Annotated in this window: 24 protein-coding genes; 15 read left to right on the top strand and 9 right to left on the bottom strand. The window is 36.3% G+C overall.

Annotation, left to right across the window (positions count from 1 at the left end; translation table 11 throughout):
• Window positions 1-144: 144 nt before the first annotated feature.
• Window positions 145-1,770 (top strand): long-chain fatty acid--CoA ligase, encoded by a 1,626-nt coding sequence (locus tag H0173_RS14415; protein ID WP_221847232.1) that lies wholly within the window; start codon window positions 145-147, stop codon window positions 1,768-1,770.
• 123 nt (window positions 1,771-1,893) lie between these two features.
• Complete coding sequence (locus tag H0173_RS14410) at window positions 1,894-2,679, top strand: enoyl-CoA hydratase (RefSeq protein ID WP_260631194.1); 786 nt, start codon at window positions 1,894-1,896, stop codon at window positions 2,677-2,679.
• A 44-nt stretch (window positions 2,680-2,723) separates the two neighbouring features.
• Here H0173_RS14410 and H0173_RS14405 read toward each other — a convergent pair whose 3' ends face one another.
• Window positions 2,724-2,909 (bottom strand): YhzD family protein, encoded by a 186-nt coding sequence (locus tag H0173_RS14405; protein ID WP_221847230.1) that lies wholly within the window; start codon window positions 2,907-2,909, stop codon window positions 2,724-2,726.
• A gap of 147 nt (window positions 2,910-3,056) precedes the next feature.
• Between H0173_RS14405 and H0173_RS14400 the strand changes: the two genes are divergently transcribed.
• The 6 genes from H0173_RS14400 (at window position 3,057) to H0173_RS14375 (ending at window position 10,841) form a co-directional block, all read left to right on the top strand.
• Complete coding sequence (locus H0173_RS14400) at window positions 3,057-3,956, top strand: ABC transporter ATP-binding protein (protein ID WP_221847229.1); 900 nt, start codon at window positions 3,057-3,059, stop codon at window positions 3,954-3,956.
• Window positions 3,949-5,202, top strand: coding sequence for an ABC transporter permease (locus H0173_RS14395; protein ID WP_221847228.1), 1,254 nt, complete (start codon window positions 3,949-3,951; stop codon window positions 5,200-5,202). The genes H0173_RS14400 and H0173_RS14395 overlap by 8 nt, the downstream gene beginning before the upstream one ends.
• 74 nt (window positions 5,203-5,276) lie before the next feature.
• The gene (locus H0173_RS14390) at window positions 5,277-6,497 is read left to right on the top strand and encodes a metallophosphoesterase family protein (RefSeq protein ID WP_221847227.1); all 1,221 of its coding nucleotides are present in this window, start codon (window positions 5,277-5,279) and stop codon (window positions 6,495-6,497) included.
• 11 nt (window positions 6,498-6,508) lie between these two features.
• Window positions 6,509-9,514 carry an AAA family ATPase gene (locus H0173_RS14385; protein ID WP_221847226.1) on the top strand — a complete coding sequence of 1,002 codons (3,006 nt, stop codon included), beginning with the start codon at window positions 6,509-6,511 and terminating at the stop codon, window positions 9,512-9,514.
• 97 nt (window positions 9,515-9,611) lie between these two features.
• Window positions 9,612-10,556: a 3'-5' exoribonuclease YhaM gene (gene yhaM / locus H0173_RS14380; protein WP_221847225.1), complete on the top strand. Its 945-nt coding sequence runs from the start codon at window positions 9,612-9,614 to the stop codon at window positions 10,554-10,556.
• A 102-nt stretch (window positions 10,557-10,658) separates the two neighbouring features.
• Entirely contained in the window at window positions 10,659-10,841 is a 183-nt protein-coding gene (locus H0173_RS14375; protein ID WP_221847224.1) for a sporulation YhaL family protein, read from the top strand.
• A gap of 122 nt (window positions 10,842-10,963) precedes the next feature.
• Here H0173_RS14375 and H0173_RS14370 read toward each other — a convergent pair whose 3' ends face one another.
• Window positions 10,964-11,833: a peptidylprolyl isomerase gene (locus tag H0173_RS14370; protein WP_221847223.1), complete on the bottom strand. Its 870-nt coding sequence runs from the start codon at window positions 11,831-11,833 to the stop codon at window positions 10,964-10,966.
• Between the two features lie 296 nt (window positions 11,834-12,129).
• Here H0173_RS14370 and H0173_RS14365 point away from each other — a divergent pair, with 296 nt between their 5' ends.
• Both H0173_RS14365 and H0173_RS14360 read left to right on the top strand, forming a co-directional pair.
• On the top strand, window positions 12,130-12,213 hold the full coding sequence (locus H0173_RS14365) for a YjcZ family sporulation protein (RefSeq protein ID WP_064503397.1): 84 nt from the start codon (window positions 12,130-12,132) through the stop codon (window positions 12,211-12,213).
• Window positions 12,214-12,249: 36 nt separating this feature from the next.
• On the top strand, window positions 12,250-12,345 hold the full coding sequence (locus tag H0173_RS14360; protein WP_221847222.1) for a YjcZ family sporulation protein: 96 nt from the start codon (window positions 12,250-12,252) through the stop codon (window positions 12,343-12,345).
• 83 nt (window positions 12,346-12,428) lie between these two features.
• On the opposite strand, the gene H0173_RS22355 is transcribed toward H0173_RS14360, so the two are convergent.
• Together H0173_RS22355 and H0173_RS14355 are read right to left on the bottom strand one after the other, a co-directional pair.
• A complete protein-coding gene (locus tag H0173_RS22355) occupies window positions 12,429-12,611 on the bottom strand; it encodes a hypothetical protein (protein ID WP_313770650.1) in 183 nt (60 codons plus the stop codon).
• 206 nt (window positions 12,612-12,817) lie between these two features.
• Window positions 12,818-13,360, bottom strand: coding sequence for a DUF3267 domain-containing protein (locus H0173_RS14355; protein WP_221847221.1), 543 nt, complete (start codon window positions 13,358-13,360; stop codon window positions 12,818-12,820).
• A 268-nt stretch (window positions 13,361-13,628) separates the two neighbouring features.
• Between H0173_RS14355 and H0173_RS14350 the strand changes: the two genes are divergently transcribed.
• Window positions 13,629-13,964, top strand: a complete 336-nt coding sequence (locus H0173_RS14350) for a DUF1878 family protein (protein ID WP_221847220.1) — start codon at window positions 13,629-13,631, stop codon at window positions 13,962-13,964.
• A gap of 3 nt (window positions 13,965-13,967) precedes the next feature.
• Here H0173_RS14350 and H0173_RS14345 read toward each other — a convergent pair whose 3' ends face one another.
• Window positions 13,968-14,543, bottom strand: a complete 576-nt coding sequence (locus H0173_RS14345) for an HTH-type transcriptional regulator Hpr (protein ID WP_221847218.1) — start codon at window positions 14,541-14,543, stop codon at window positions 13,968-13,970.
• 285 nt (window positions 14,544-14,828) lie between these two features.
• A complete protein-coding gene (locus tag H0173_RS14340; protein ID WP_221847217.1) occupies window positions 14,829-15,197 on the bottom strand; it encodes a YtxH domain-containing protein in 369 nt (122 codons plus the stop codon).
• 174 nt (window positions 15,198-15,371) lie between these two features.
• Here H0173_RS14340 and yhzF point away from each other — a divergent pair, with 174 nt between their 5' ends.
• On the top strand, window positions 15,372-15,563 hold the full coding sequence (yhzF, locus tag H0173_RS14335; RefSeq protein WP_221847216.1) for a membrane protein YhzF: 192 nt from the start codon (window positions 15,372-15,374) through the stop codon (window positions 15,561-15,563).
• A 26-nt stretch (window positions 15,564-15,589) separates the two neighbouring features.
• Here yhzF and H0173_RS14330 read toward each other — a convergent pair whose 3' ends face one another.
• The 3 genes from H0173_RS14330 to H0173_RS14320 form a co-directional block, all read right to left on the bottom strand.
• Window positions 15,590-16,126, bottom strand: coding sequence for a tryptophan transporter (locus H0173_RS14330; protein ID WP_221847215.1), 537 nt, complete (start codon window positions 16,124-16,126; stop codon window positions 15,590-15,592).
• Window positions 16,127-16,255: 129 nt separating this feature from the next.
• Window positions 16,256-17,338 (bottom strand): 3-phosphoserine/phosphohydroxythreonine transaminase, encoded by a 1,083-nt coding sequence (serC, locus tag H0173_RS14325; RefSeq protein ID WP_221847214.1) that lies wholly within the window; start codon window positions 17,336-17,338, stop codon window positions 16,256-16,258.
• 216 nt (window positions 17,339-17,554) lie between these two features.
• Window positions 17,555-17,983, bottom strand: a complete 429-nt coding sequence (locus H0173_RS14320; RefSeq protein ID WP_221847213.1) for an HIT family protein — start codon at window positions 17,981-17,983, stop codon at window positions 17,555-17,557.
• Between the two features lie 618 nt (window positions 17,984-18,601).
• On the opposite strand from H0173_RS14320, the gene H0173_RS14315 reads away from it, so the two are divergent.
• From H0173_RS14315 to H0173_RS14305, 3 genes are read left to right on the top strand one after another with little or no spacing between them, the layout of a single operon-like run.
• A complete protein-coding gene (locus tag H0173_RS14315) occupies window positions 18,602-19,342 on the top strand; it encodes an ABC transporter ATP-binding protein (protein WP_221847212.1) in 741 nt (246 codons plus the stop codon).
• Complete coding sequence (locus H0173_RS14310) at window positions 19,335-20,549, top strand: ABC transporter permease (RefSeq protein WP_221847211.1); 1,215 nt, start codon at window positions 19,335-19,337, stop codon at window positions 20,547-20,549. The genes H0173_RS14315 and H0173_RS14310 overlap by 8 nt, the downstream gene beginning before the upstream one ends.
• A 56-nt stretch (window positions 20,550-20,605) precedes the next feature.
• Window positions 20,606-21,328, top strand: coding sequence for an EcsC family protein (locus tag H0173_RS14305; RefSeq protein WP_221847210.1), 723 nt, complete (start codon window positions 20,606-20,608; stop codon window positions 21,326-21,328).
• Window positions 21,329-21,354: the final 26 nt, after the last annotated feature.

Here is a 21,354-nt window from a genome sequence, read left to right as displayed (position 1 = left end):
CAGGGGATTTCTTTTGAAAATAAAATTTTGAATATTATGAAAAATAAAAGGGTTTTTTCGAGATAGATAGAATGTTTTAGGTACAAACGATCATACACTTCTTTGATAGGATGTAAAGCGCACTTTGAAAGGGAGGAATTGGATATGATGATGCAAACACCTTTGACAATGACGCAAATGATCAAGAGAGCAGAAAAGTTTTTTCCTAAGAAGCAAGTAGTATCGAGAACAGCTAGTGGTATTCAGCGATTTACATATAAGGAAATAGCTGAACGGACGAGAAAACTCGCTCAAAGTCTGCAAAAGCTAGGAGTTGAGAGAGGAGATAAAGTAGGAACACTTGCATGGAACCATCATCGCCATTTAGAAGCGTATTTTGCAATTCCGTGCAGTGGTGCAATCCTTCATACGATTAATATTCGTCTTTCTCCGCAGCATATTGTTTACATCATCAATCATGCTGAAGATAAGGTATTATTAATAGATTTGGATATTTTGCCTTTAATTGAAGCAGTGAAGGATAAGTTACCAACTGTTAAGGCATTTGTGATTATGACAGATGACCAAGAGCTGCCGGAAACAAGTCTGACAAATGTATTCCACTATGAAAAATTGCTTGAAGAAGCATCAGGAGACTATGAATATCCAGATGATCTCGATGAAAATGCACCAGCGGGGATGTGCTATACATCTGCCACAACTGGGAATCCGAAAGGGGTTATTTATTCTCATCGCGGAATCGTTCTTCATAGTATGGCATTGGGAATGGCTGATAGCGCAGGAGTTAGTGAAAAGGATATTGCGATGCCTGTAGTTCCAATGTTCCATGTAAATGCATGGGGGTTGCCATTTGCAGCTGTATGGTTTGGAACGAATTTAGTAATGCCAGGACCTTATTTTACACCAAAGCTCATAGCTGAGTTAATCCAGGAAGAGAAGGTAACGATCACAGCTGGAGTGCCAACGATTTGGCTAGGGTTATTAAAAGAGCTTGAAGAAAATAGCTATGATATGAGTTCGCTTCGTGCTGTACTATGCGGCGGATCTGCAGCGCCAAAGGGAATGATTAAAGCTTTTGAGCAAAAGCATAATATTCCATTCATGCATGCATATGGTATGACGGAGACAAGTCCGTTAGTTGTCATTTCAACTTTAAAGAGTTATCAAGAAGAGCTATCTTATGAGGATCGTCTCGAACTGAAGGCTATGCAGGGGATTCTTGTTCCGGGATTGGAAATGAAAATTGTCGGAAAGGATGGAGAAGCAGCCTGGGATGGGAAAGAAATGGGCGAGCTTGCGATTCGTGGCCCATGGATTGCTTCCGAATATTATAAAGATGAACGGACAACAGAGGCTTTCCGTGACGGCTGGCTATACACCGGAGATGTCGTTACCATTGATGAGGAAGGTTTCATGAAAATAGTTGATCGGACAAAGGATTTAATTAAAAGCGGCGGTGAATGGATTTCTTCTGTAGATCTTGAAAATGCGCTCATGGCTCATGAGGCTGTCTTTGAAGCAGCCGTAGTTGCAGTTCCACATGAAGAGTGGCAAGAGCGTCCAGTAGCATGTGTTGTATTAAAGGAAGCATACCAAGGGAAAGTAGACAAAGGGGAACTGCTTGAATTTCTAAAGCCGCAATTTGCCAAATGGTGGCTTCCAGATGAAATCCTATTTCTTAATGAAATTCCCAAAACATCTGTAGGGAAGTTTCTGAAAATGGCATTAAGAGATGTAGTGCAAAAGGATCTATCGGAGACGAAAAAATGAATAGAAAAATAGCAGCCGTAATCATTTGACGGCTGTTATTTTTTATAAAATTATGAATAGATGTTCATTTTTGTTTTTAAGTATAATATAAGCCATTATAATAAGTTTATGGGAGGGGATAAATTGGAATTTTTAACAGAAACAGTAAATATGGAGATTGAAGGGCGAGTTGCAACGATAGAGTTGAATCGGCCAGATTCATTGAATGCCTTGAACATAGAAATGCTAAATGAGCTATCTGGTGTATTAAAGAACATTAGCTCTAAAGAAGAAGTGGATATAGTTATTTTAACAGGGAAGGGCCGTGCGTTTTGCTCCGGCGGAGACATTAAAACAATGCTGGCTGCAGCAAATGAAAATGACTTCCCAGCTGTTATGAATAGCATTAGTGCAGCTGTCACAGAGCTCTATACAATGCCAAAATTAACTATAAGTGCAATATCAGGTGCAGCGGCAGGGCTTGGCCTTAGTCTAGCTTTAGCAACTGATTATCTCATTGCAGAGAAGTCTAGTAAGCTCGCTATGAATTTTATTGGAATAGGATTAATTCCGGATGGGGCTGGACATTATTTCATAGAAAAGCGTCTTGGAGAGGATCGAGCAAAGCATTTAATTTGGGAGGGAAAGCCATTAACTGCTGAGGAGGCTTACAAAATAGGGTTAATCCACGAAGTAGCTGAAGGAGAGTTAAATAGTGCTCTAGAAGAAATATTAATAAAATGGCTGAACAGCCCAATTAAAGCGATGATTGAAACGAAAAAAATTTACGCTGAAAAGAATCTGCCCCAATTATTAAATGTGCTTGAGCTTGAAAGGGCTGGACAGTATAAAATGACACAAACAAAGGATCACCAAGAAGGCATTCGCGCTTTTATGGAGAAAAGAAAACCTGTGTTTACAGGAAAATAAGAAAAAGCAAAGATATTTTTCTTTGCTTTTTTCTTATTGCTTTTTTAGGAATGAAATAAGATTAGTTTTCCAGCGGGTGATGTACAGCGGTATGTTTTATCTTCTAAGCCCTTTTCCTTTAGCACTTGCTCCCCGATACCTTTTGCATCGGTATCATCATTAGCCTGAAATGCTTCGTCCAGCAGCTTTTCCCCATTTTTTTCGAAAACAGTCAGTTTATATGTTTTCATTCGAGGTGCCCCCCTTGTTCTAAGATTCAGATTATAATGTTATTTTTCCATAATTCTACTGATTGTGCAAAGATTTTATAAAACCTCATTTTTTTGAACCTTTTTTCATTTATACTCGTATTATTAGGAAGAGTGGAGGAGTTACTAATGGGATTAAAATTAGAACATATAACAAAACGTTTTGGAAAGTTTACTGCCGTAGATGATTTATCGCTCTCGATTCCAGATAAAGAAATGTTCGGATTTCTAGGGGCAAATGGAGCAGGAAAAACGACAACCTTTCGGATGATTCTTGGTTTGATTGATGCAAGCGAAGGAAGCATTACTTGGAATGGAAAAAAGATTGATTATTCAACAAGTCCGCTAATCGGATATTTACCTGAAGAAAGGGGACTGTATCCGAAGCTGAAGGTAAAAGATCAAATTGTTTATTTAGCAAGATTAAGAGGCATGCAAAAACAGGAAATAGTAAAGGAGCTAGACTATTGGCTGCAGCGTTTTAAAGTACCTGAATATGCAAACAAAAAAGTAGAGGAGCTATCAAAGGGAAATCAGCAAAAGATCCAATTTATTACAGCTGTTATTCATAAGCCGAAATTGCTTATTTTGGATGAGCCGTTCAGCGGGCTGGATCCAGTAAATGTTGAACAGCTTAAGGATGCTGTAATCGAATTGAAAAATCAAGGAACTACTATTGTTTTTTCCTCCCATCGAATGGAGCATGTGGAAGAAATGTGTGAGCATTTATGTATTATGCATAAAGGAAAGCCTGTTGTTCAGGGAGCATTAAAGGAGATTAAACGTTCCTTCGGGAAGAAGAATTTGGTAATTCACGCTGACTTTGATTTGGAGTTTCTAAAGAGTTACCCAGGTGTTACAAAGGCGAGGCAAACAACGGAAGGTATTCATCTGCAAATTGAAGGCGAAAAAATTGCAGAAGGCGTTTTAAATGAGATCGTAGGTAAAGGTTTTATTCGAAAATTTGTCCTTGAAGAACCTTCTTTGAATGATATTTTTATTGAAAAGGTAGGTGCTTCTTATGAGTAATTTTTGGATTATCCTTTCTCATACATATTTGTCTAAACTGAAAACAAAATCATTTATTATTACGACTTTGATTACTTGTTTATTTATGATTGGCTTAACGAACATGTCTAAAATTTTCGACTTTTTTAATAGTGATGATTCAGGAGAAAAGATTGCTGTAATAGACGAGACGAAGGAACTGTTCAATCCGCTAATGGAGCAGCTAAAAATGAATAATAGCGAGATAGTGCTTGAGGCTTTTAGCGGCTCTATTGCAGAGGGAGAAAATGCAGTAAAGTCTGCTGATTATAATGGATTGCTAATCCTCTCTAATAATCAGGATAATCTGCCTCAAGCAGTTTATAAGGCAAGAAGTATCGCTGATTCTTCACTTCCATCTGAAATTCAGCAATCTTTGCAGCAAATAAAGACGCAGATGGCCGCATCCAAAATAAATTTAACACAGGAGCAATTAGGCAAGCTGTATGAGCCTGTTTCCTTCAGTAAAGTAGCCCTTGAAGAAAACGCGAAAACAGAGGAAGAATTGAACCAGGCAAGAGGGCTTGTCTATGTTCTTCTTTTCATCATTTACTTTGCTGTACTCATGTATGCGAATATGATTGCAATGGAAGTGGCAACAGAGAAATCTTCACGAGTGATGGAAATTCTGATTTCAAGTGTAGCTCCAGTAAAGCAAATGTTTGCAAAAATTCTTGGAATCGCTCTGCTAAGCTTAACGCAAATGGGTGTTATCCTATTAGTAGGCTATTATTTTGTAAAAAGTAATTTGCAAACGATGCAAGGCGGCGTTTTTGAATTTTTCGGATTCAGTGATATTCCTATTTCAACGATTATTTATGCTCTAGTATTTCTGTTACTAGGCTATTTCTTATATGCAACATTAGCTGCTTTTCTTGGCTCGCTTGTCAGCCGGATTGAAGATGTTCAGCAAATGATCATGCCAATGACTATGGTAGTTGTGGCAGGCTTTATGATCTCCATGTTTGGACTTAGTCAGCCGGATACTTCCTTCATAACGATTGCGTCCTATATTCCTTTTTTCACGCCAATGCTTATGTTTATGCGTGTTGGAATGCTGACATTGCCAATGTGGGAGCCTTTATTAGGGATTGCAATTCTCATCATTACGATTGTTATTCTCGCCATATTTGGTTCAAGAGTATATAAAGGCGGAGTTCTTATGTACGGAAAATCAAATTCGTTTAAGGATATTAAAAAAGCACTGCAAATAACGAAAAATGAATAACAAAATAAAAGATAAGAACGTGCATTCGTATTTGAAATAGGTTAAAATAGGAAAAAAGAGAAGGAGGGTAGAATATGAAAAAGGTGACTTTCATTCATGCAGCAGATTTGCATTTAGACAGTCCAATGATCGGCTTAAAGAACTTGCCCCCAATTATATTTAAGAGGCTACAAGAGAGCACATTCGAAGCTTTAGCTAGAATTGTTGATGCTGCAATTTTTCATGGAGTGGATTTTGTAATTTTTGCAGGAGATTTATTTGATGGCGAAGACCGAAGCATACGAGCACAGATTAGATTCCGTAATGAAATGGAGCGCTTGGCAAACAGTAATATTGCGGTATTTGTCGTCCATGGAAACCATGATCATTTGGGAGGGAGCTGGGCACATATATCATTGCCAGGTCATGTCTATACTTTTTTACATGAGGTTGAGGTGTTTCGGTTTTGTAATCTGGATGGCATCTCTGTTCATATATATGGATTTAGCTATCCTAGACGGCATGTATTCGAACGAATGATTGCTGATTATAAGAAGGAACAGGGAGCTGATTTTCATATAGGCATCCTGCACGGAAATCTTGAGGGCAGCACTGAGCATGATAAATATGCTCCATTTTCAATACGAGAGTTAAATGAAAAGGGGTTTGATTATTGGGCGCTAGGACATATACATAAACGCCAAACTTTACAAGAAAATCCCCCAATTATTTATCCAGGAAATACCCAAGGCCGACATCGAAAAGAGACTGGGGAAAAGGGATGTTATTTAGTTCAATTAAACGATGAAGGAGCAAATATAAAGTTCATTGAAGCCTCCTCTATTGTTTGGGAAGAACAATCTTTAGATGCCTCCAATGCTGCTTCCTTTCAAGAAATTTATGAGCTATGCAAAAACAGTATTCAGTCGGTACGAAAGGAAAACAAAGGAATAATTCTCTCGCTTTCGATTGATAATATTGACCTGGCTGATCATGATAGAAGGATTATCGCGAATGGTGAATTATTAGAAATCCTTCAGGAAGAGGAAAAAGATGAGGAAGCTTTTGTATGGGTTTCTAATCTAAAGATTAATGAAAAATGGCGCTGGGATCGGGAGCAATTTGCGAAGGAATCTGATTTTTATTCTGAGCTATTTCATACAGTAATGGACTATAGCGTTGAAAAAGGCAGTATATCCGCTTTATATCATCACCCCGGAGCCAAAAATCTTCTTCAGTCTATATCAGAAGAAGAAAGAAATGTGCTTATTGAAGAGGCTGAAAATCTCTTAGTTCATTTATTGAATAAGGAATAGGAGGTGAAGTCATGAAAATAGTCGCCTTACATATTTATGGTTATGGGAAGCTTTACAATTATAAAATGACAAATCTTAATGATTTTCAAGTTTTGTTTGGCGAAAATGAAGCAGGAAAGTCTACAATCATGTCGTTTATTCACAGTGTATTATTTGGCTTTCCTACAAAACAGCAAACAGAGCTTAGATATGAACCGAAGGATGGCACGAAATATGGGGGGCAGCTTACTGCTATTTTTCCGGAAAAGGGCAGAGCTCTAATTGAGCGGGTTTTTAAAGGAAAGGCCACAGGAGATGTAAATGTCATATTAGAGGATGGAACAAAAGGCGGAGAGGACTTATTGAAAAATCTCCTTAATCATGTTGATAAAGCCTTGTTCCAATCTATCTTTTCTTTCAATATACATGGTCTGCAAAATATTCATCAAATGAAAGGTGAAGAAATTGGCCGGTATTTATTCTCAGCTGGTGCATTAGGAACAGACAAGCTTGTACAGGCAGAAAATGTACTTCAGAGGGAAATGGATAGCCGATTTAAACCGAGCGGGAAAAAACCAATTATAAATGAAAAACTGAAGGAACTCAAACAGCTTCATACTGAATTAAATAAAGCGGCAGGGCAAAATGAACAATATTGGGTCCTCCTAGAGGAAAAAGCAAGCATAGAAAAAGAGATAGAAGAAAAACAAAAGGAACAAGCTTATCTGCAGCAGTTAAAGGTGAAATTGGAGGAATGGCGAAAAATTAAGCCGCTCAAGCTCGAAGAAAAAGGACTCATCGATGAGTTAAATCAATTTGATGATTTTGTATTCCCAGTCGATGGTCTTACTAGATTAGAACGATTAGAAGATACGCTAAAACCATTAGAAGGGCAGATATCAAGTCTGCAGAAAAGGATTCATTTGATAAAGGAAGAGATTAGCCAAAATACACCTAATATGTATTTGCTAAACAGAGAGCATGAAATTATTGCTGCAGTTGAAGATCTTTCGTTATTAGAAAATCTAAATCAGGAAGATAAGGAACTTCAACACAAGCTTTTGCAAATAGAGCAGGAAGAATTAATATTACGTGAAAAGCTACACCTATCAATTGAAGAAGAGCAAGTGAACTCCATTAATACTAGTATTTTCCTAAAGGAAGAAATTATTAATGCACAAGATAAATACCGGCGCCTGCAAACAAAAAAACTGGATCTAGATGACAGATTTAATGAAGATAAGAAAATGCTTGAAGAAATTGAAGATAGCATAAAGGATCTTGAACAGCAGCTCCTTCCGGAAAAGGAAAGACTAAGACTTGAAGATGTATTATGCATGAATCTTGGAATAAAGGAGTTAGAAAAAGAGGCCGAACAGATTGAAGAGAGGCTCGAGCGTTTATATCGGAGCCAAAAACAGCAAAAACAAAACTCGAGAAGTAGAAAAGCTCAGGAAAGAACTCAATTTACAATGATTTCACTCCTTTTTGCAGCAGTAATGGGATGGGGAATTATTGAATTAAGCTGGCCAATTATAGTCATAGGCGGACTTGGGATTATTGTTTCTATTTATTTGTTTTTGAAAAGGTCTGCAAAATCGGACCAAGATATTCTTAAACAGGAAATTATCGATTTAGAAGAGAAAAAACAAATTTTGGTGCAGAAAATAAAAGATCCAGAAAACGACAAATACGTTAAGATTGAAGAAAGTCTTCAGAAGAATAAAGAAATACTGGAACAATTGCATCATCTCAAAATTAAATGGAACGAAAGAAACAACCAATATGAAAAAGTATTACTGAATTTCGAGTCATGGGAACGAGAATTTGTTAAAGAAGAAAAAACCTTAATCGAGATAGGCGGAAAATTGTTTTTACCAAAAGCAGTTGCACTTGCTCACTTATTAGATGCCTTTGATCTAATCGAACAGTTAAAAAAGCTATTCCGTGAAAAAAGAATAATAGCGGAGCGTCACAGTCTAATAAAGGAACGCCTGCAGAAAATAATTCAGGCTTTTGAGCTGTTCAACCATGAGTTTCTAGGAAATATGCAATTAAGCATTCAGGAGATTGCTTATAAGCTGAAAGGATTATTGAAGGAAGAAACAGAGAAGAAAATGATGCTAGATGGGAAAGTAGCAAAGGTAGCTGACCTAGAAGAAGAATGTCATCAATATGAGCTAGAGATTAAGCATTTTGAATTAGAGAAGAAAATGCTCTTCCAGCTTGCTGGCGTATATGATGAAGAGAAATTTAGAGAACTTGGAAAGCTCGGTGAAAAAAAACTGGAGTTGCAGGAAAAGCTGAATATTTTGCAGCGTCAGTTGAACATGTCTTCAATTAATGAGGAAGAAATAAAGGGTTTTGAAACCATTATCAATCTCGAGGATCTTATTTCCACTCATACTGAAAAACTGGAGAGTCTAAAAAAGACACTCCCTGCTTGTCAAAGCCTCCTTGCCGAAAAAAAATATGAAGTTCATATATTGGAGGAAGGCGGGACTTACACGGAGCTTTTGCATGTATTTAAACAAAAGAAGGCAGAGCTTGAATTAGAGGCAAAAGAATGGTCAAGGTTTGCCATAGCTCAAGATATTCTTAATCAGACGATTGAACGTTTCAAAAATGAACGGCTACCGCGATTATTAAAAAAAGCAGAAGAATATTTACATTTATTAACAGATGGAAATTATATTCGCATATTCCCTAAAAATGAAGGAAGCGGCTTTCATATTCAAAGCAGGGATCAAATATTATTTGAAGCAAATGAGCTTAGCCAGGCTACGGCTGAACAAGTATATGTTGCGATTAGGCTCGCGTTAGCGGTTACAGTATACGATAAGTTTCCTTTTCCGATTATTATTGATGACAGCTTTGTTAACTTTGACCAAAAGAGAACAAATAAGGTAATAAGCCTCCTTAAGAGCATAAAAGGGCGGCAAATTTTCTTTTTAACTTGCCATCAGCATTTATTGCCGCATTTTACAGAGGAGCAAATTATTAGTGTGGCTAATACAGAAAAAATTACATTAATATAGAGGCGGAATAAGATAATCCAAATCCTCCTTGATTTTCTGACCAGAAGAGATTTTGAGTGTGATATACTATTTTAATAGAAAGGAGCGTCAGCCACTTATGTCTAAAGGAATTGTCTATTATGATGTTGGTGAACATATTGAACAATTTTTACTTATCAAAAATGCAACAAAGGGAATAGCAAGCAATGGAAAGCCTTTTCTAACCTTAATTTTTCAAGATCAGAGCGGAGAAATTGAAGCAAAGCTATGGGATGTATCAGATGGGGATGAGAAAATTTATCTTCCGGAAACAATCGTTAAAGTTTCTGGTGATATATTAAACTACCGGGGGCGCAATCAGCTTAGAATTAAACAAATTCGCGCTGCGTCGCCAAGTGATCCAGTTAAGCTGGCTGATTTCCTTGAAACAGCTCCATTAAGCACGGACGAGATGATGAGTAAAGTTACGCAATATATTTTTGAAATGCAAAATCCAAATCTCCAAAGAGTCACTCGCCACTTATTAAAGAAGCATCAGCAGGCATTTCTAGAATATCCGGCAGCTACGAAAAATCATCATGAATTTGTATCTGGTCTAGCTTATCATGTTGTGTCAATGCTCGACCTAGCGAAAGCAATAGCTGGTCTATATCCAAGCCTTGATAAAGATCTTTTGTATGCTGGCATCATTCTGCATGATTTGGGTAAGGTCATTGAATTATCAGGACCTATTTCTACGGTGTATACGGTTGAAGGCAATTTGCTTGGACATATAACAATTATGGTGAATGAAATAGGTAAAGCAGCGGATGAGCTCTCTATTGCGGGTGAGGAAGTAGTTATTTTGCAGCATCTAGTGCTTTCGCATCATGGAAAGGCTGAATGGGGTAGCCCTAAGCCTCCATTAATCAAAGAAGCGGAAATCCTTCATTATATTGATAATCTTGATGCAAAGATGAATATGCTTGATCGTGCCCTTGAGCGAGTAAAACCGGGAGAATTCACAGAAAGAGTTTTTGCATTAGATAACCGGGCATTCTATAAACCTATTTTTCATAAATAAAAAAATCGTCCTTTGGGGCGATTTTTTTACTAGTTGTTCATATTTTTCATTTGAAAACATAGTTATTAAATAGGACAACCAGTTTAGAAGGGGGAAACGGTCATGATCATCCCACTATGGATTTATTTTGTGGCTGTGGGCATTCTGCTCAGTGCCTATATGGCGATTAAATCGGGCAGGGAAGAACGAAAAATTGAAAATGAAAGCATTGAACTAGAAGGTAGAGTGTATATGGAAAGAATTGAGAAGGAAAGAGAATTAAGAAGAACTAGTAATCAGATATAGCAGAGAGTTTTTTACAATCAAAACCCCGCATAGCTTTAAAGCTGTACGGGGTCTGTTTTTACAAGGCAAGAAAGCATAACTCTTCGAGTCTGAGAAATGCTTAGCTCCTAGCGCATTTATACTTACTTACCGCTATCAGAGCTCTTTAAAACATCTTTTAAATCTTTATCATTTATTTTGATGTCAGCAGCTTTTAATTCACGATCCATCGCTTTTTGAATTTTATCAGCATCAAGCTTAGATACCTTTAATTCATACTCCATTTGGTCTTTCATTTCATCAAAGGATTTTTTCTCTTTTTTATCAGTTACTTGAATAATATGGTAGCCGTGCTCGGATTTTACTGGTTCACTAACTTCATTCACTTTTAGTGCATAAGCAGCCTTTTCGAATTCTGGAACCATTCTTCCAGGACCAAACCAGCCAAGATCACCGCCATTAGCAGCTGAACCTGGATCTTTTGAATATTCCTTCGCTAAATCCTCAAATTTAGCTCCTTCATCAAGCTTCTTCTTGACCTCTTTAGCTGTTTTTTCATCGTCTACAAGAATGTGTCTAGCTTTAATTTGCGGCTTATAATTATCGTAGTATTCTTTTACTTCTTTATCTGTAACCTTAACATCTTTAATAGCCGCCTTTTCTTGCATTAAGCCTGTACGGAATGTATCTTTTAATTCGTCTTCATTTTTATAACCATACTGTAACAGCGCCATTTCAAAATTAGAACCAAGCTGTTCCTTAAGGTCAGCAATTTTTTGGTCAATTTCTTTGTCGGTCACTTTATAATTTTTGCTTAATACCTTTTCATAAATAAGCTCACGGAGAACATCTTCTCCAGCCTTTGCTTTCATTGCATTGTAGAGCTCGTCCTTTGAAATGTCTCCAGCCTTTGTTTGTACGACTACATCGGAGCCGTTGGCATTATTACCGCTGCAAGCACTTAAAGCTAATACGCCAGCTGTTAAAGTGAGGGAAACGATCAATTTTTTCATGTTGAACACTCCTAGAAAATTTATTTCAATACACCAATTTCATAAACCTTACTATACCACAAAAGAAATATAGAACAAAAATAATAACCCATGGAAGGGAAAAATAATTTAAGGATTTTGACAAGAAATTAGGTAGGATACTAAGCCAATAAAAGAGCGTGGCATATTATACCAAGACACTTTTTAAATAAAACAAAGACATAGGCGAATTATTTTAAGAAATGAATGTTAAATGCCTATTCGAATAAAGTGTTTTTTGAATAGTATATGTTAGCAACATGAAAGGAGGGTAACTCATGGGTGCTGGTTACGGTGGAGGATTTGCACTAATTGTAGTGCTTTTCATCTTATTAATTATCGTTGGCGCTGCTTGGCTATAAAACAATAAGATTGTCAATAGGAAAGGAGGAAACAATATGTCAGCAGGAGCTGGATTCGGTTACGGCGGAGGCTTTGCTTTAATTGTCGTACTGTTTATCTTATTAGTCATCATCGGAGCATCTTGGCTGTAGAGTGACATAAAGATTCATCCATCCTAATAGTGCAATTAAAATAGCGACGGGATTGCTTCCCGCCGCTTTTTCCATGTAATTAATTACGTATAAAGAATTTCTACGAATGATGAAATAAGAAGTATCGTTATCAAAATATTTATAGTGCGAAATACCTTAGGCTGTCGTTCCTCAGGGATTTCCTTCTGGAGACATAGTGAATAGGTCATTTTGTTAATATTAAAAAGGATAAAGACGGCAAAAATAATGAAAAAAATGGAGATCACCGAAGATTCCCTCCTTTACTTTTATGAAAAAAGGTAGGGTCTGTGCTATAAAGCATACATAGCATTTCAGACAGCCTAATCCAACTGTATGTTAATTACAATAACAAAATTTACAGAAAAAAGATAGTCTTTAAGATTTGTAATACTTGGATTTATGATTTCACGAAAAAGGCATCCATTTTAAGGATACCTTATCGTATAGTTGTTTAATTTTTGTGCAGTAATATTTGAATACCATCATCGTCTTCTTCAATATATGAAGAATTTGGTGCGAAGAGCACATTCTTTGCACAAATTAAATCTGGAAGGCAAAGTCCAACATGGAAAGCCAGCATGATTGTAAAATAATGCAAGTAATGAGGATAAATATAACAGGCAAAAATCAGCATACTATTAATAACGATAAAAGGAGTAAAAAGAGCCAAAATAAATTGCCATTTTGAAATCGGTTCAAAAACCGTTACATGAATTTTAGGTACAAAACCATATCTAAAAGAAAGTCCTTTTTTTACTTTATTCACATGATGTGCGATCGGTAAATAATGCAGTAGTTTATGAAGCGGATAGATTAGCCAAAGCCCGAATATAAACAAAATAAAATAGTTGTCATAGAACGTATAAGCGTTAAAAAGAAACTGGGCAGGCACATAAACAAAAATAAATGTTAGCAACATAGTTAAGGAAGACAAAATGAAAAGTCTCTGGGAGCCATACTGTCTAGAAAAGTTAATCGTCTTCCATGAATTCATGGTATCATACCTCCAAAAGGAGAAAATTTACTTATTATCAAATTTAGCTGTTCATATACAAAAACAAGAATCTGCTATCCTTTTTTTCTCCAAACTTACTAAGATACTTTACGACGAAAGAATAAAAAAATCAATAGGAAATAACCATGGATTTTGTCGAATATGTGATATAGTTTATTTTTGAGGGAAATTGATTCTACTAATGCTAAAACAGTAAAATATAAGTGGATGTATATTCAAATAGGTGATGTATTTGGGGGAAAAGGCTATGGATATAAAAGATATGATGAACAGAATAAAAATGTTAGAGTATCATCAAAAGCTGCTGCTCAAGCTAGTTGATAATAAGAATTTGGAATTTTATAAATTAATTGTGGGAAAATCGATTGATGAAAAGGAAGTAAGAGGATTCGAAAAAACTTGTGAAATACTGAGCATGGAATTAGAAGAACAAAAAGCGGAAGGCTTTGTATATTTTCATCCGCTTTACAACAAATTTAAAGATTCTCTTCCTGAGGAGATTGAGCCTAGGGAAGCCATACAGGCATGCCTAAAACAAGGATTATATAAACCCCTTATGAGTGAATTTGTGAAATATCTGTAAGGATCATAATGATTCTTGAAGATAAGTTTCTTTCTTCAGAAGTTTTCCTTCTTTCTCCACAAAATCATTTTCGATATTATTAAATGATTTTTCAAAAATCTCCATAAAATCATCTCCATAGATATTTCTGACTATGGCCATAATTTCAATAATTTCAGGGAACTTTCCGTAAAGATCTCTTAAAGGCATTGCACCAGAGAATACAGCATTCTGGTCAGGCTCATATGCCTCCATTAATTTCAGTAATACATTTTCTCCCTCAGCAGTAATCTGGATATAGGTATTTCGCTTGTCACTTTCTTTTTTTGAAAATTTTAGATAACCGCGTTCCTCCAGTTTTTTTGAAAAGTTAAATGCTGTTGAAACATGCATAACCCCAAACTTTGCGACATCAGAAATAGAGGCCCCTTTTAAATGATAGGCAATCCATAAAATATGATGTTCATTAATGTTTAAGTCGTAGGGTTTAATCCATTGCTGCCAATCTTTTTCTATTGATTTCCATAGTGCCTTACTCAATTGTGCTATTCTTTGGCTGAAAAGCATCGCTTCTTTCATCGTATACATTTTGTCTGACATAAAACTATTCACCTACTTTTCTAGTTCTCTAATTTCATTATGCCAATAAAGTAAAAATTAATAAAGAAAAAAATTTACTAAATTTTTAGAAATTATTTCATATGGCTATTTTCCTTGAAAATTTTGAAACAATTTACGAGGTTTGAAAATTACTCTACAATGCAGTATGTACAATTGAAAAAATTATGATTGGACAATGTCACTTTATTAATATATTTATTTTCGGCTTAAAAAGTAAAAATCCTTCTTTTATTTGCATAAAGAAGGATTTTTTTTATGAATTTTTTATTTTTTCTCATTCTTTATATCTAGGCTTTTTTCAAGATCAGAAATGGCTGCTTCAATTGCATGAATTTCCATTTGCAGAGTTTGCTGGTGGGGAAGAATATCACGCTTCCATTCACTAATGACGACTTTCATATCGGAGGAAAATGCTGCAATCATATTTTTTCCTTCCTTTGAAGCTTTAACAGCGGCATTTTTTATATCCAATATTTGATCCTTTAACTCTGTCATTTGTTTTTTCATTATGTCCGTGCTTTCTTTTAAATTTTTCCTAGTTTGTACTCCGGAATTCGGGGCTGTTAATAAAGTAGTAATTCCTGCGGCAGCACCACCTATTAAAAACCCTAATAGCAATGATTTTGTCTTCATTTAATCACCTCGTCCTTATCGTTATACCAATATTACTATGAATGTAAACGATTCTTCAAAAAATATTTGGTATATGTTGTTCTATATTTTATAAATCCTTCATTTTCATATGATTGCACATGGCCGCATAAAAATAAATAAAAGGATTAATCGTAAAAAGGGAGGGGGGTCCGTATGTCAGGAATATCAGCGTTTTTTTTTACAATCGGGACCTTACTGATAGCCGGAGGAATTTATTTTATGCTAGCCATAAAAAAGCCAGGATTTTACCCGCCTAAATATATTTTAAAGAAGCGAGCTGCTTCATTTGGAGCGATAGGAATTGTCTTATTACTGATGGGAGCATTTATGTATAGTCTAAAGTAAAAAACCCGCATTCGCGGGTTTTTAAATTATTTAGAGATATAGGTTGCCTGCTGATTTGATAATTTCGTTCTTTTTACAATTGAAAGTGCTACTGGATAGAGAATAACCATTGCAATTGTATTAACTGCTGCTGCTGGAATAACTACTGCTCCAAAAAGGGCTGTGAACGGTCCGGGCAGGCCAACAATTAATAGGGCAGATGTTAAAAATACGATGCCTGATACAATGGTGCCAACTGCAGTTAAAATGGCCACACTAACAATTGATTTTTGGAACTTTTTAAACGCTAAGAACAAACCTAAGAATACAAAAGCAGTAACCGGTTTATCAATAATATTTGGAATTAATCCGCCAGGGAATGTAGTTGTTAAACCAGAAATTAAGCCTGTGACTAAGCCAAGCAGCAAGACACTCTTCTTATCTGGAAAAAGAACAATCCCTAAAAACATCATCGTTAACATCATGTCTGGCTTCATTCCTAAGAAAAATCCGGGAACTACCGCATGCAAGACTGCTCCCATCCCTACTAATAAGGACAACGCAACAAGGTTCTTCGTATTCATTTCTCATCTACTCCTCTGCTATACTAAGCTATTAAAATTTGCTTCTTCTGCAGTGCACTCATTGCCTGCAGCAAGAAACTTTCATTTATTATATCATACTTTAGTCTTTAATAAAGAATAAATTTTCTGTCAATAGTTGTTTCTGAAGGCTTTCATGAAGGCTGCCAGCTGTTCAATTTGTTCAACTGGAATGGCGTTATAAATAGACGCGCGGCATCCGCCGACTGACCGGTGTCCGTTTAAGCCGACAAAGCCCGCTTCTTTCGCTTGTGCAAGGAATTGCTTTGAAGTTTCTTCATCTTTTAGATTAAAGGTTACATTCATATTGGATCGGCTGTCTTTTTCAGAGTGCCCGATATAGAAGCCATTACTTTCGTCGATGCAGTCGTAAAGAATTTTTGCCTTTTCTTCGTTTCTTTTTTCGATTACAGATAGTCCGCCTTCTCCTTCAACCCATTCAAGAACAAGCTTTAATAAATAAATGGCCAGGGTAGGGGGGGTGTTATAAAGAGAATTGTTTTTTGCAAATGTATTGTAGTTTAACATAGTCGGCAATGAACTTTTTGATTTGGCCAAAAGATCTTTTTTAATAATCACAACTGTAACGCCAGATGGTCCAAGGTTTTTTTGCGCACCAGCATAGATGAGATCAAAATTCTCAATATTAATGTTTTTACTTAATATATCGCTCGACATATCTGCTATTAAAGGGACTTTTCCGTTTGAAGGGAAATGACTCCACTGTGTGCCATATATAGTATTATTGCTTGTAATATGAAGATAAGCAGCATCCTTTGATAGCATGTCTTCATTGAAGACAGGAATTGAACGATAGTTTTCTTCCTTGCTGGAGGAGACAATATAGGTTTGTCCGATTTTTTCAGCTTCCTTTAACGCCTTTTCGGACCAAACTCCGCTTAATACATAGTTTCCAGATTTTCCCTCTGATAACAGATTCATCGGAATCATTGTAAATTGAAGGCTTGCTCCGCCTTGAAGGAAGAGGACGTCATAGCTGTCTGGGATAGAAAGGATGCTTCGTAATAAATCCTGTGCTTTTTGATGAATTGCCTCATATTCCTTACTTCTATGACTTAATTCCATCACAGCCATACCGCTGCCGTTATAATCTAGCCAGTTTTTTTCAGCTTCTTTTAGAACTGATAACGGCAGAGCAGCTGGTCCTGCATTAAAGTTTAGTGCTCTATTCATGTTAGCCCCTCCAAACTAATTAGCTAAGGCAATTTCGCCTTAACGCTGTAATGAGATAAAAGATATTCTTATGGTAACAAAAAATATCTTTTTGTACAGAAGGAATTAGAACTTTTTGAAAAAAGTTATGAATAACTCCTTTTTGTAAAAAGTGCCCAATTTAAAAGACCTCTCTAAAAAAGAAAGGTCTTTACATCGGTTATGTATTGAATGTAATTAATTTGAACTTAATTTACTGCTGATTCCTTTAGCAATTTCCTGCAAATCTTGCGGCGTGTATTCTGAGTTATGAGTTTTCCAAACGGCTCCAAAGCCATCGCCATTTCCATATCGCGGGATTAAGTGCAAATGGAAATGAAATACTTCCTGGCCAGCATCCTTGCCGCTGTTCTGCAGGATGTTCATACCTAATGGCTCAAGATCCTTTTTAATCGCATTTGCAATTTGTGGAACTGCTTCAAAGACGTTTTTTGCTATATCAGCACTCATATCAAAAATATTCTCATGATGTTGTTTTGGAATGACTAGTGTATGCCCTTTTGTTACCTGACTAATATCTAAAAAGGCTAACACATGTTCATTTTCAAAAACTTTTGCTGAAGGTATTTCCCCATTAATAATTTTGCAGAAAATACAATTGCTCATTGTGAACACTCCTTCTCCCAATACATATTTTTACCTATACTACCATAATTAATAAAAGGATAAAAGGCAGGATCCGCATGGGAATCCCGCCTTCCTGAAGGGGAATGCTTCTATAGATACGTCTATTTCAGGTTATTCCCTTTGATAAACACCTCATTTATTGAATGTTGTGTTTACTTCTAGAGATTTCTGATCTTTGTTCAAGCTGACCATCCCCTAATCTTTATAAGTTTTTACTAAACGTATAAAGCAGGATATTGTCTTTAACAAACACCTCATTTCAGAGTGTTGTTACTTGTTAGATCTTCTTGGTCGATTAGTACATTGCCCAATGCAACCATCCCCTTATCATTAGAACGTGTGAAGCAGCTTATATTGAAATGTTAATTGTCTGCGACAGACACCTCATTTCAAAGTTTTGATAATCTTGCGGTTATCAAAAAGCTTGTTTCCCCTTCAAAGATTAGAATACCCGCTTTAAGATTTCATATACATGATTTGAAAAGAATTTTTACAAACCTTAGTAGAATTTTTTAATAAATAGACAAGCTTATTGGACAATTAAGTACAGTGTTTTTTACAATGGTAGTAGTAAATAGGGAAGGACGTTAATAAATCATGGCTCTTTTGAAAATTGAACACGTTACAGGCGGATATACAAAAAATCCGGTGCTAAAAGATATTTCTTTTGAAGTAAGGGAAAACGAATTGGTTGGTTTAATTGGGTTGAACGGTGCTGGAAAAAGTACGACAATTAAGCATGTGATTGGATTAATGGAGCCGCATAGCGGTCATATCACAATAAATGGAAAAAGTTTTTCCCAGGATAAGTATGCATATCGAAAGCAATTTACGTTTGTACCGGAAACACCTATTTTATATGATGAATTGACTTTAGAAGAGCATTTAAAAATAACAGCCATGGCGTATGACCTAAAGCCAGACGAGTACAATGAAAGGGCAAACAGGCTATTAAAGGAATTTCGCATGGAAAAACGCCTAAAATGGTTTCCGGCTCATTTTTCAAAGGGAATGAAACAAAAAGTCATGATCATGTGTGCTTTTTTAGTTCAGCCAGCCCTATATATTGTCGATGAGCCGTTCGTGGGGCTTGATCCATTAGGAATACAATCACTGCTGGATTTGATGAAAAAAATGAAAGAAAACGGTGCAGGAATATTAATGTCAACTCATATTCTGGCAACTGCGGAAAGATATTGCGACAGATTTGTTATATTGCATGAAGGAAAGATTCGTGCGAAAGGAACACTTCATGAACTAAGGGAGCAATTTTCGATGCCGGATGCAACACTTGATGACATATATATTGCGCTGACAAAGGAAGAAAATTATGTTTGATGAGAAAAAGTTATGGAGAGAGCGGGTTAATCAAAGAATAAAGGAGCTTGCTCGATATTCGCGTTATATTTTTAATGGACATATCGTTATTGTTTTAGTATTTCTGCTTGGAACTGCGGCTTATTATTATCAGGAGTGGCTAAAAACGGTACCAGAGCAGTTCCCGGCAGCGGCTATCATGGCGCTTGTGCTTGGTTTGCTGTTAACCTATAGTCCAATTAGCACTTTTCTATCTGAAGCAGATAAAATATTTCTGCTTCCGTTAGAAAGCAGGCTATCCGGGTATTTTGGAAAGTCAATCATTGTAAGTTTTGTGATTCATGCTTACCTTCTATTTCTTGGGCTTGGCGTGTTTATGCCTTTGTATGCGAGAGTCAATGATGGTGACTTTAAAAAGTATTTGCCTTTTTTATTCGGAATTCTCATTATGAAGGGTATTAATGTCTTTATTCGCTGGAACGTTCAGTACATTGTTGAAAATAGAGTGCATATTATTGACTCTTGTGTAAGATATGCGATTAATATTGTATTCCTGTTCTTGCTATTTTCGAATGCGGGTATTATGTATCTAATTCCTGAAGCAATTTTATTAGTTGTTTTACTGCTGTATTATCGAAAAAATACAAAGAATAAAAGCTTGAAATGGGAATATTTAATTGAGCTTGAAGAGAGAAGAATGACTTCCTTTTATCGTCTGGCCAATTTATTTACCGATGTTCCAAAGCTTAGGGACAGTGTAAAGAGGCGGAAATGGCTTGACTGGGTGTTCGGAAAGCTCACTTTTGGACAAGACCAGACCTTCAGCCATCTTTATATAAGAACCTTTCTTCGTGCTGGTGATTACTTCGGTTTATTTATTCGGCTGACTCTTATTTGTATCGTTGTTATGTACTTCGTTTCATATGGGCTGGGGCAAGCTTTTGTTGCATTGCTGTTTATTTATTTAACAGGATTTCAGCTTATCCCGTTATGGAATCATCATCAAAATAAGCTTTGGATAAGATTATATCCGATAGATGAGAAGCTAAAAGAAAAAGCATTTAAGCGTTTGCTCTCTCAGATTTTATATATCCAGACGCTGCTATTAGCGGTTGCGGTTTTCACATTAGGTGAGGGGATGGCAGCATTAATTACCCTTATTGCCGGATTTGGCTTTGCATACTTTTTTATTCATATGTATATTTCGAAAAGACTTAATATGAAGTGAAACTATTCATGAAGGTTACCGTATTAAATAGCAGAAACCAAAAGGATGGGTAGCTAATGAATGAATATGAATTAAGAGCATATAGCGAAATAGCCGAGTGGAAGAATAAAATGGTTAAGAAATCAGGTATTCTGAACCGTTTATCAAAGAAGGCACAATCGAAAGTTAATAGCTTTTTTCCTGAAAAGGCTCATCAAATTTTAACAGATAGTATTAAAAATATGGTAAAGGCCACACTTGTCGGATCAAATTTAACGACAAAAAAGGGACAAGAGGCTGGCTCTCTTGAGCAAATGGATAAGAAGTTTGCTGAGAAGCTATCAGCCTATAAAAAAACAGCGATTGTAGAGGGAGCAGGGACAGGTGCAGGGGGCTTTCTACTAGGGTTAGCAGATTTTCCTCTATTGTTAACGATTAAAATGAAATTTCTCTTTGAGGCAGCAGCTATTTATGGTTTTGATACAAATGAATATGAGGAACGCTTATTCCTTCTACATGTATTCAAGCTCGCATTCTCAAGTGATGAGAAGAGAAGGGAAACTCTTGAAATTATAGAGGAATGGGAAGCAAGAAAAGCAGTCATTTCAGAAATGGACTGGAGAGAATTTCAGCAAGAGTATCGTGATTATATTGATTTTGTCAAAATGCTTCAGCTCGTGCCTGGCATTGGAGCAGCGGTAGGAGCGTACGCAAATAATAATTTAATGGAGCATCTCGGTGAGACTGCGAAAAATGCATATCGGATGCGGATATTAAAAACAGCCCCAAAGCTATTTTGATATGCTCCCCATTAGGTAGACAGATT

Source organism: Bacillus sp. S/N-304-OC-R1, from assembly GCF_019749375.1.
Lineage (GTDB): Bacteria > Bacillota > Bacilli > Bacillales > Cytobacillaceae > Cytobacillus.
The sequence above is the reverse complement of the archived record's forward strand: the minus strand, read 5'-3'. Positions and strand labels throughout refer to the sequence as shown.

Coding starts and splice junctions, on each gene's coding strand:
- H0173_RS14415 (WP_221847232.1), top strand. CDS start 145: ATGATGATGCAAACACCTTTGACAATGACGCAAATGATCAAGAGAGCA.
- H0173_RS14405 (WP_221847230.1), bottom strand. CDS start 2,909: ATGAAAACATATAAACTGACTGTTTTCGAAAAAAATGGGGAAAAGCTG.
- H0173_RS14400 (WP_221847229.1), top strand. CDS start 3,057: ATGGGATTAAAATTAGAACATATAACAAAACGTTTTGGAAAGTTTACT.
- H0173_RS14395 (WP_221847228.1), top strand. CDS start 3,949: ATGAGTAATTTTTGGATTATCCTTTCTCATACATATTTGTCTAAACTG.
- H0173_RS14390 (WP_221847227.1), top strand. CDS start 5,277: ATGAAAAAGGTGACTTTCATTCATGCAGCAGATTTGCATTTAGACAGT.
- H0173_RS14385 (WP_221847226.1), top strand. CDS start 6,509: ATGAAAATAGTCGCCTTACATATTTATGGTTATGGGAAGCTTTACAAT.
- yhaM (WP_221847225.1), top strand. CDS start 9,612: ATGTCTAAAGGAATTGTCTATTATGATGTTGGTGAACATATTGAACAA.
- H0173_RS14375 (WP_221847224.1), top strand. CDS start 10,659: ATGATCATCCCACTATGGATTTATTTTGTGGCTGTGGGCATTCTGCTC.
- H0173_RS14370 (WP_221847223.1), bottom strand. CDS start 11,833: ATGAAAAAATTGATCGTTTCCCTCACTTTAACAGCTGGCGTATTAGCT.
- H0173_RS14365 (WP_064503397.1), top strand. CDS start 12,130: ATGGGTGCTGGTTACGGTGGAGGATTTGCACTAATTGTAGTGCTTTTC.
- H0173_RS14360 (WP_221847222.1), top strand. CDS start 12,250: ATGTCAGCAGGAGCTGGATTCGGTTACGGCGGAGGCTTTGCTTTAATT.
- H0173_RS14355 (WP_221847221.1), bottom strand. CDS start 13,360: ATGAATTCATGGAAGACGATTAACTTTTCTAGACAGTATGGCTCCCAG.
- H0173_RS14350 (WP_221847220.1), top strand. CDS start 13,629: ATGGATATAAAAGATATGATGAACAGAATAAAAATGTTAGAGTATCAT.
- H0173_RS14345 (WP_221847218.1), bottom strand. CDS start 14,543: ATGTCAGACAAAATGTATACGATGAAAGAAGCGATGCTTTTCAGCCAA.
- H0173_RS14340 (WP_221847217.1), bottom strand. CDS start 15,197: ATGAAGACAAAATCATTGCTATTAGGGTTTTTAATAGGTGGTGCTGCC.
- yhzF (WP_221847216.1), top strand. CDS start 15,372: ATGTCAGGAATATCAGCGTTTTTTTTTACAATCGGGACCTTACTGATA.
- H0173_RS14330 (WP_221847215.1), bottom strand. CDS start 16,126: ATGAATACGAAGAACCTTGTTGCGTTGTCCTTATTAGTAGGGATGGGA.
- serC (WP_221847214.1), bottom strand. CDS start 17,338: ATGAATAGAGCACTAAACTTTAATGCAGGACCAGCTGCTCTGCCGTTA.
- H0173_RS14320 (WP_221847213.1), bottom strand. CDS start 17,983: ATGAGCAATTGTATTTTCTGCAAAATTATTAATGGGGAAATACCTTCA.
- H0173_RS14315 (WP_221847212.1), top strand. CDS start 18,602: ATGGCTCTTTTGAAAATTGAACACGTTACAGGCGGATATACAAAAAAT.
- H0173_RS14310 (WP_221847211.1), top strand. CDS start 19,335: ATGTTTGATGAGAAAAAGTTATGGAGAGAGCGGGTTAATCAAAGAATA.
- H0173_RS14305 (WP_221847210.1), top strand. CDS start 20,606: ATGAATGAATATGAATTAAGAGCATATAGCGAAATAGCCGAGTGGAAG.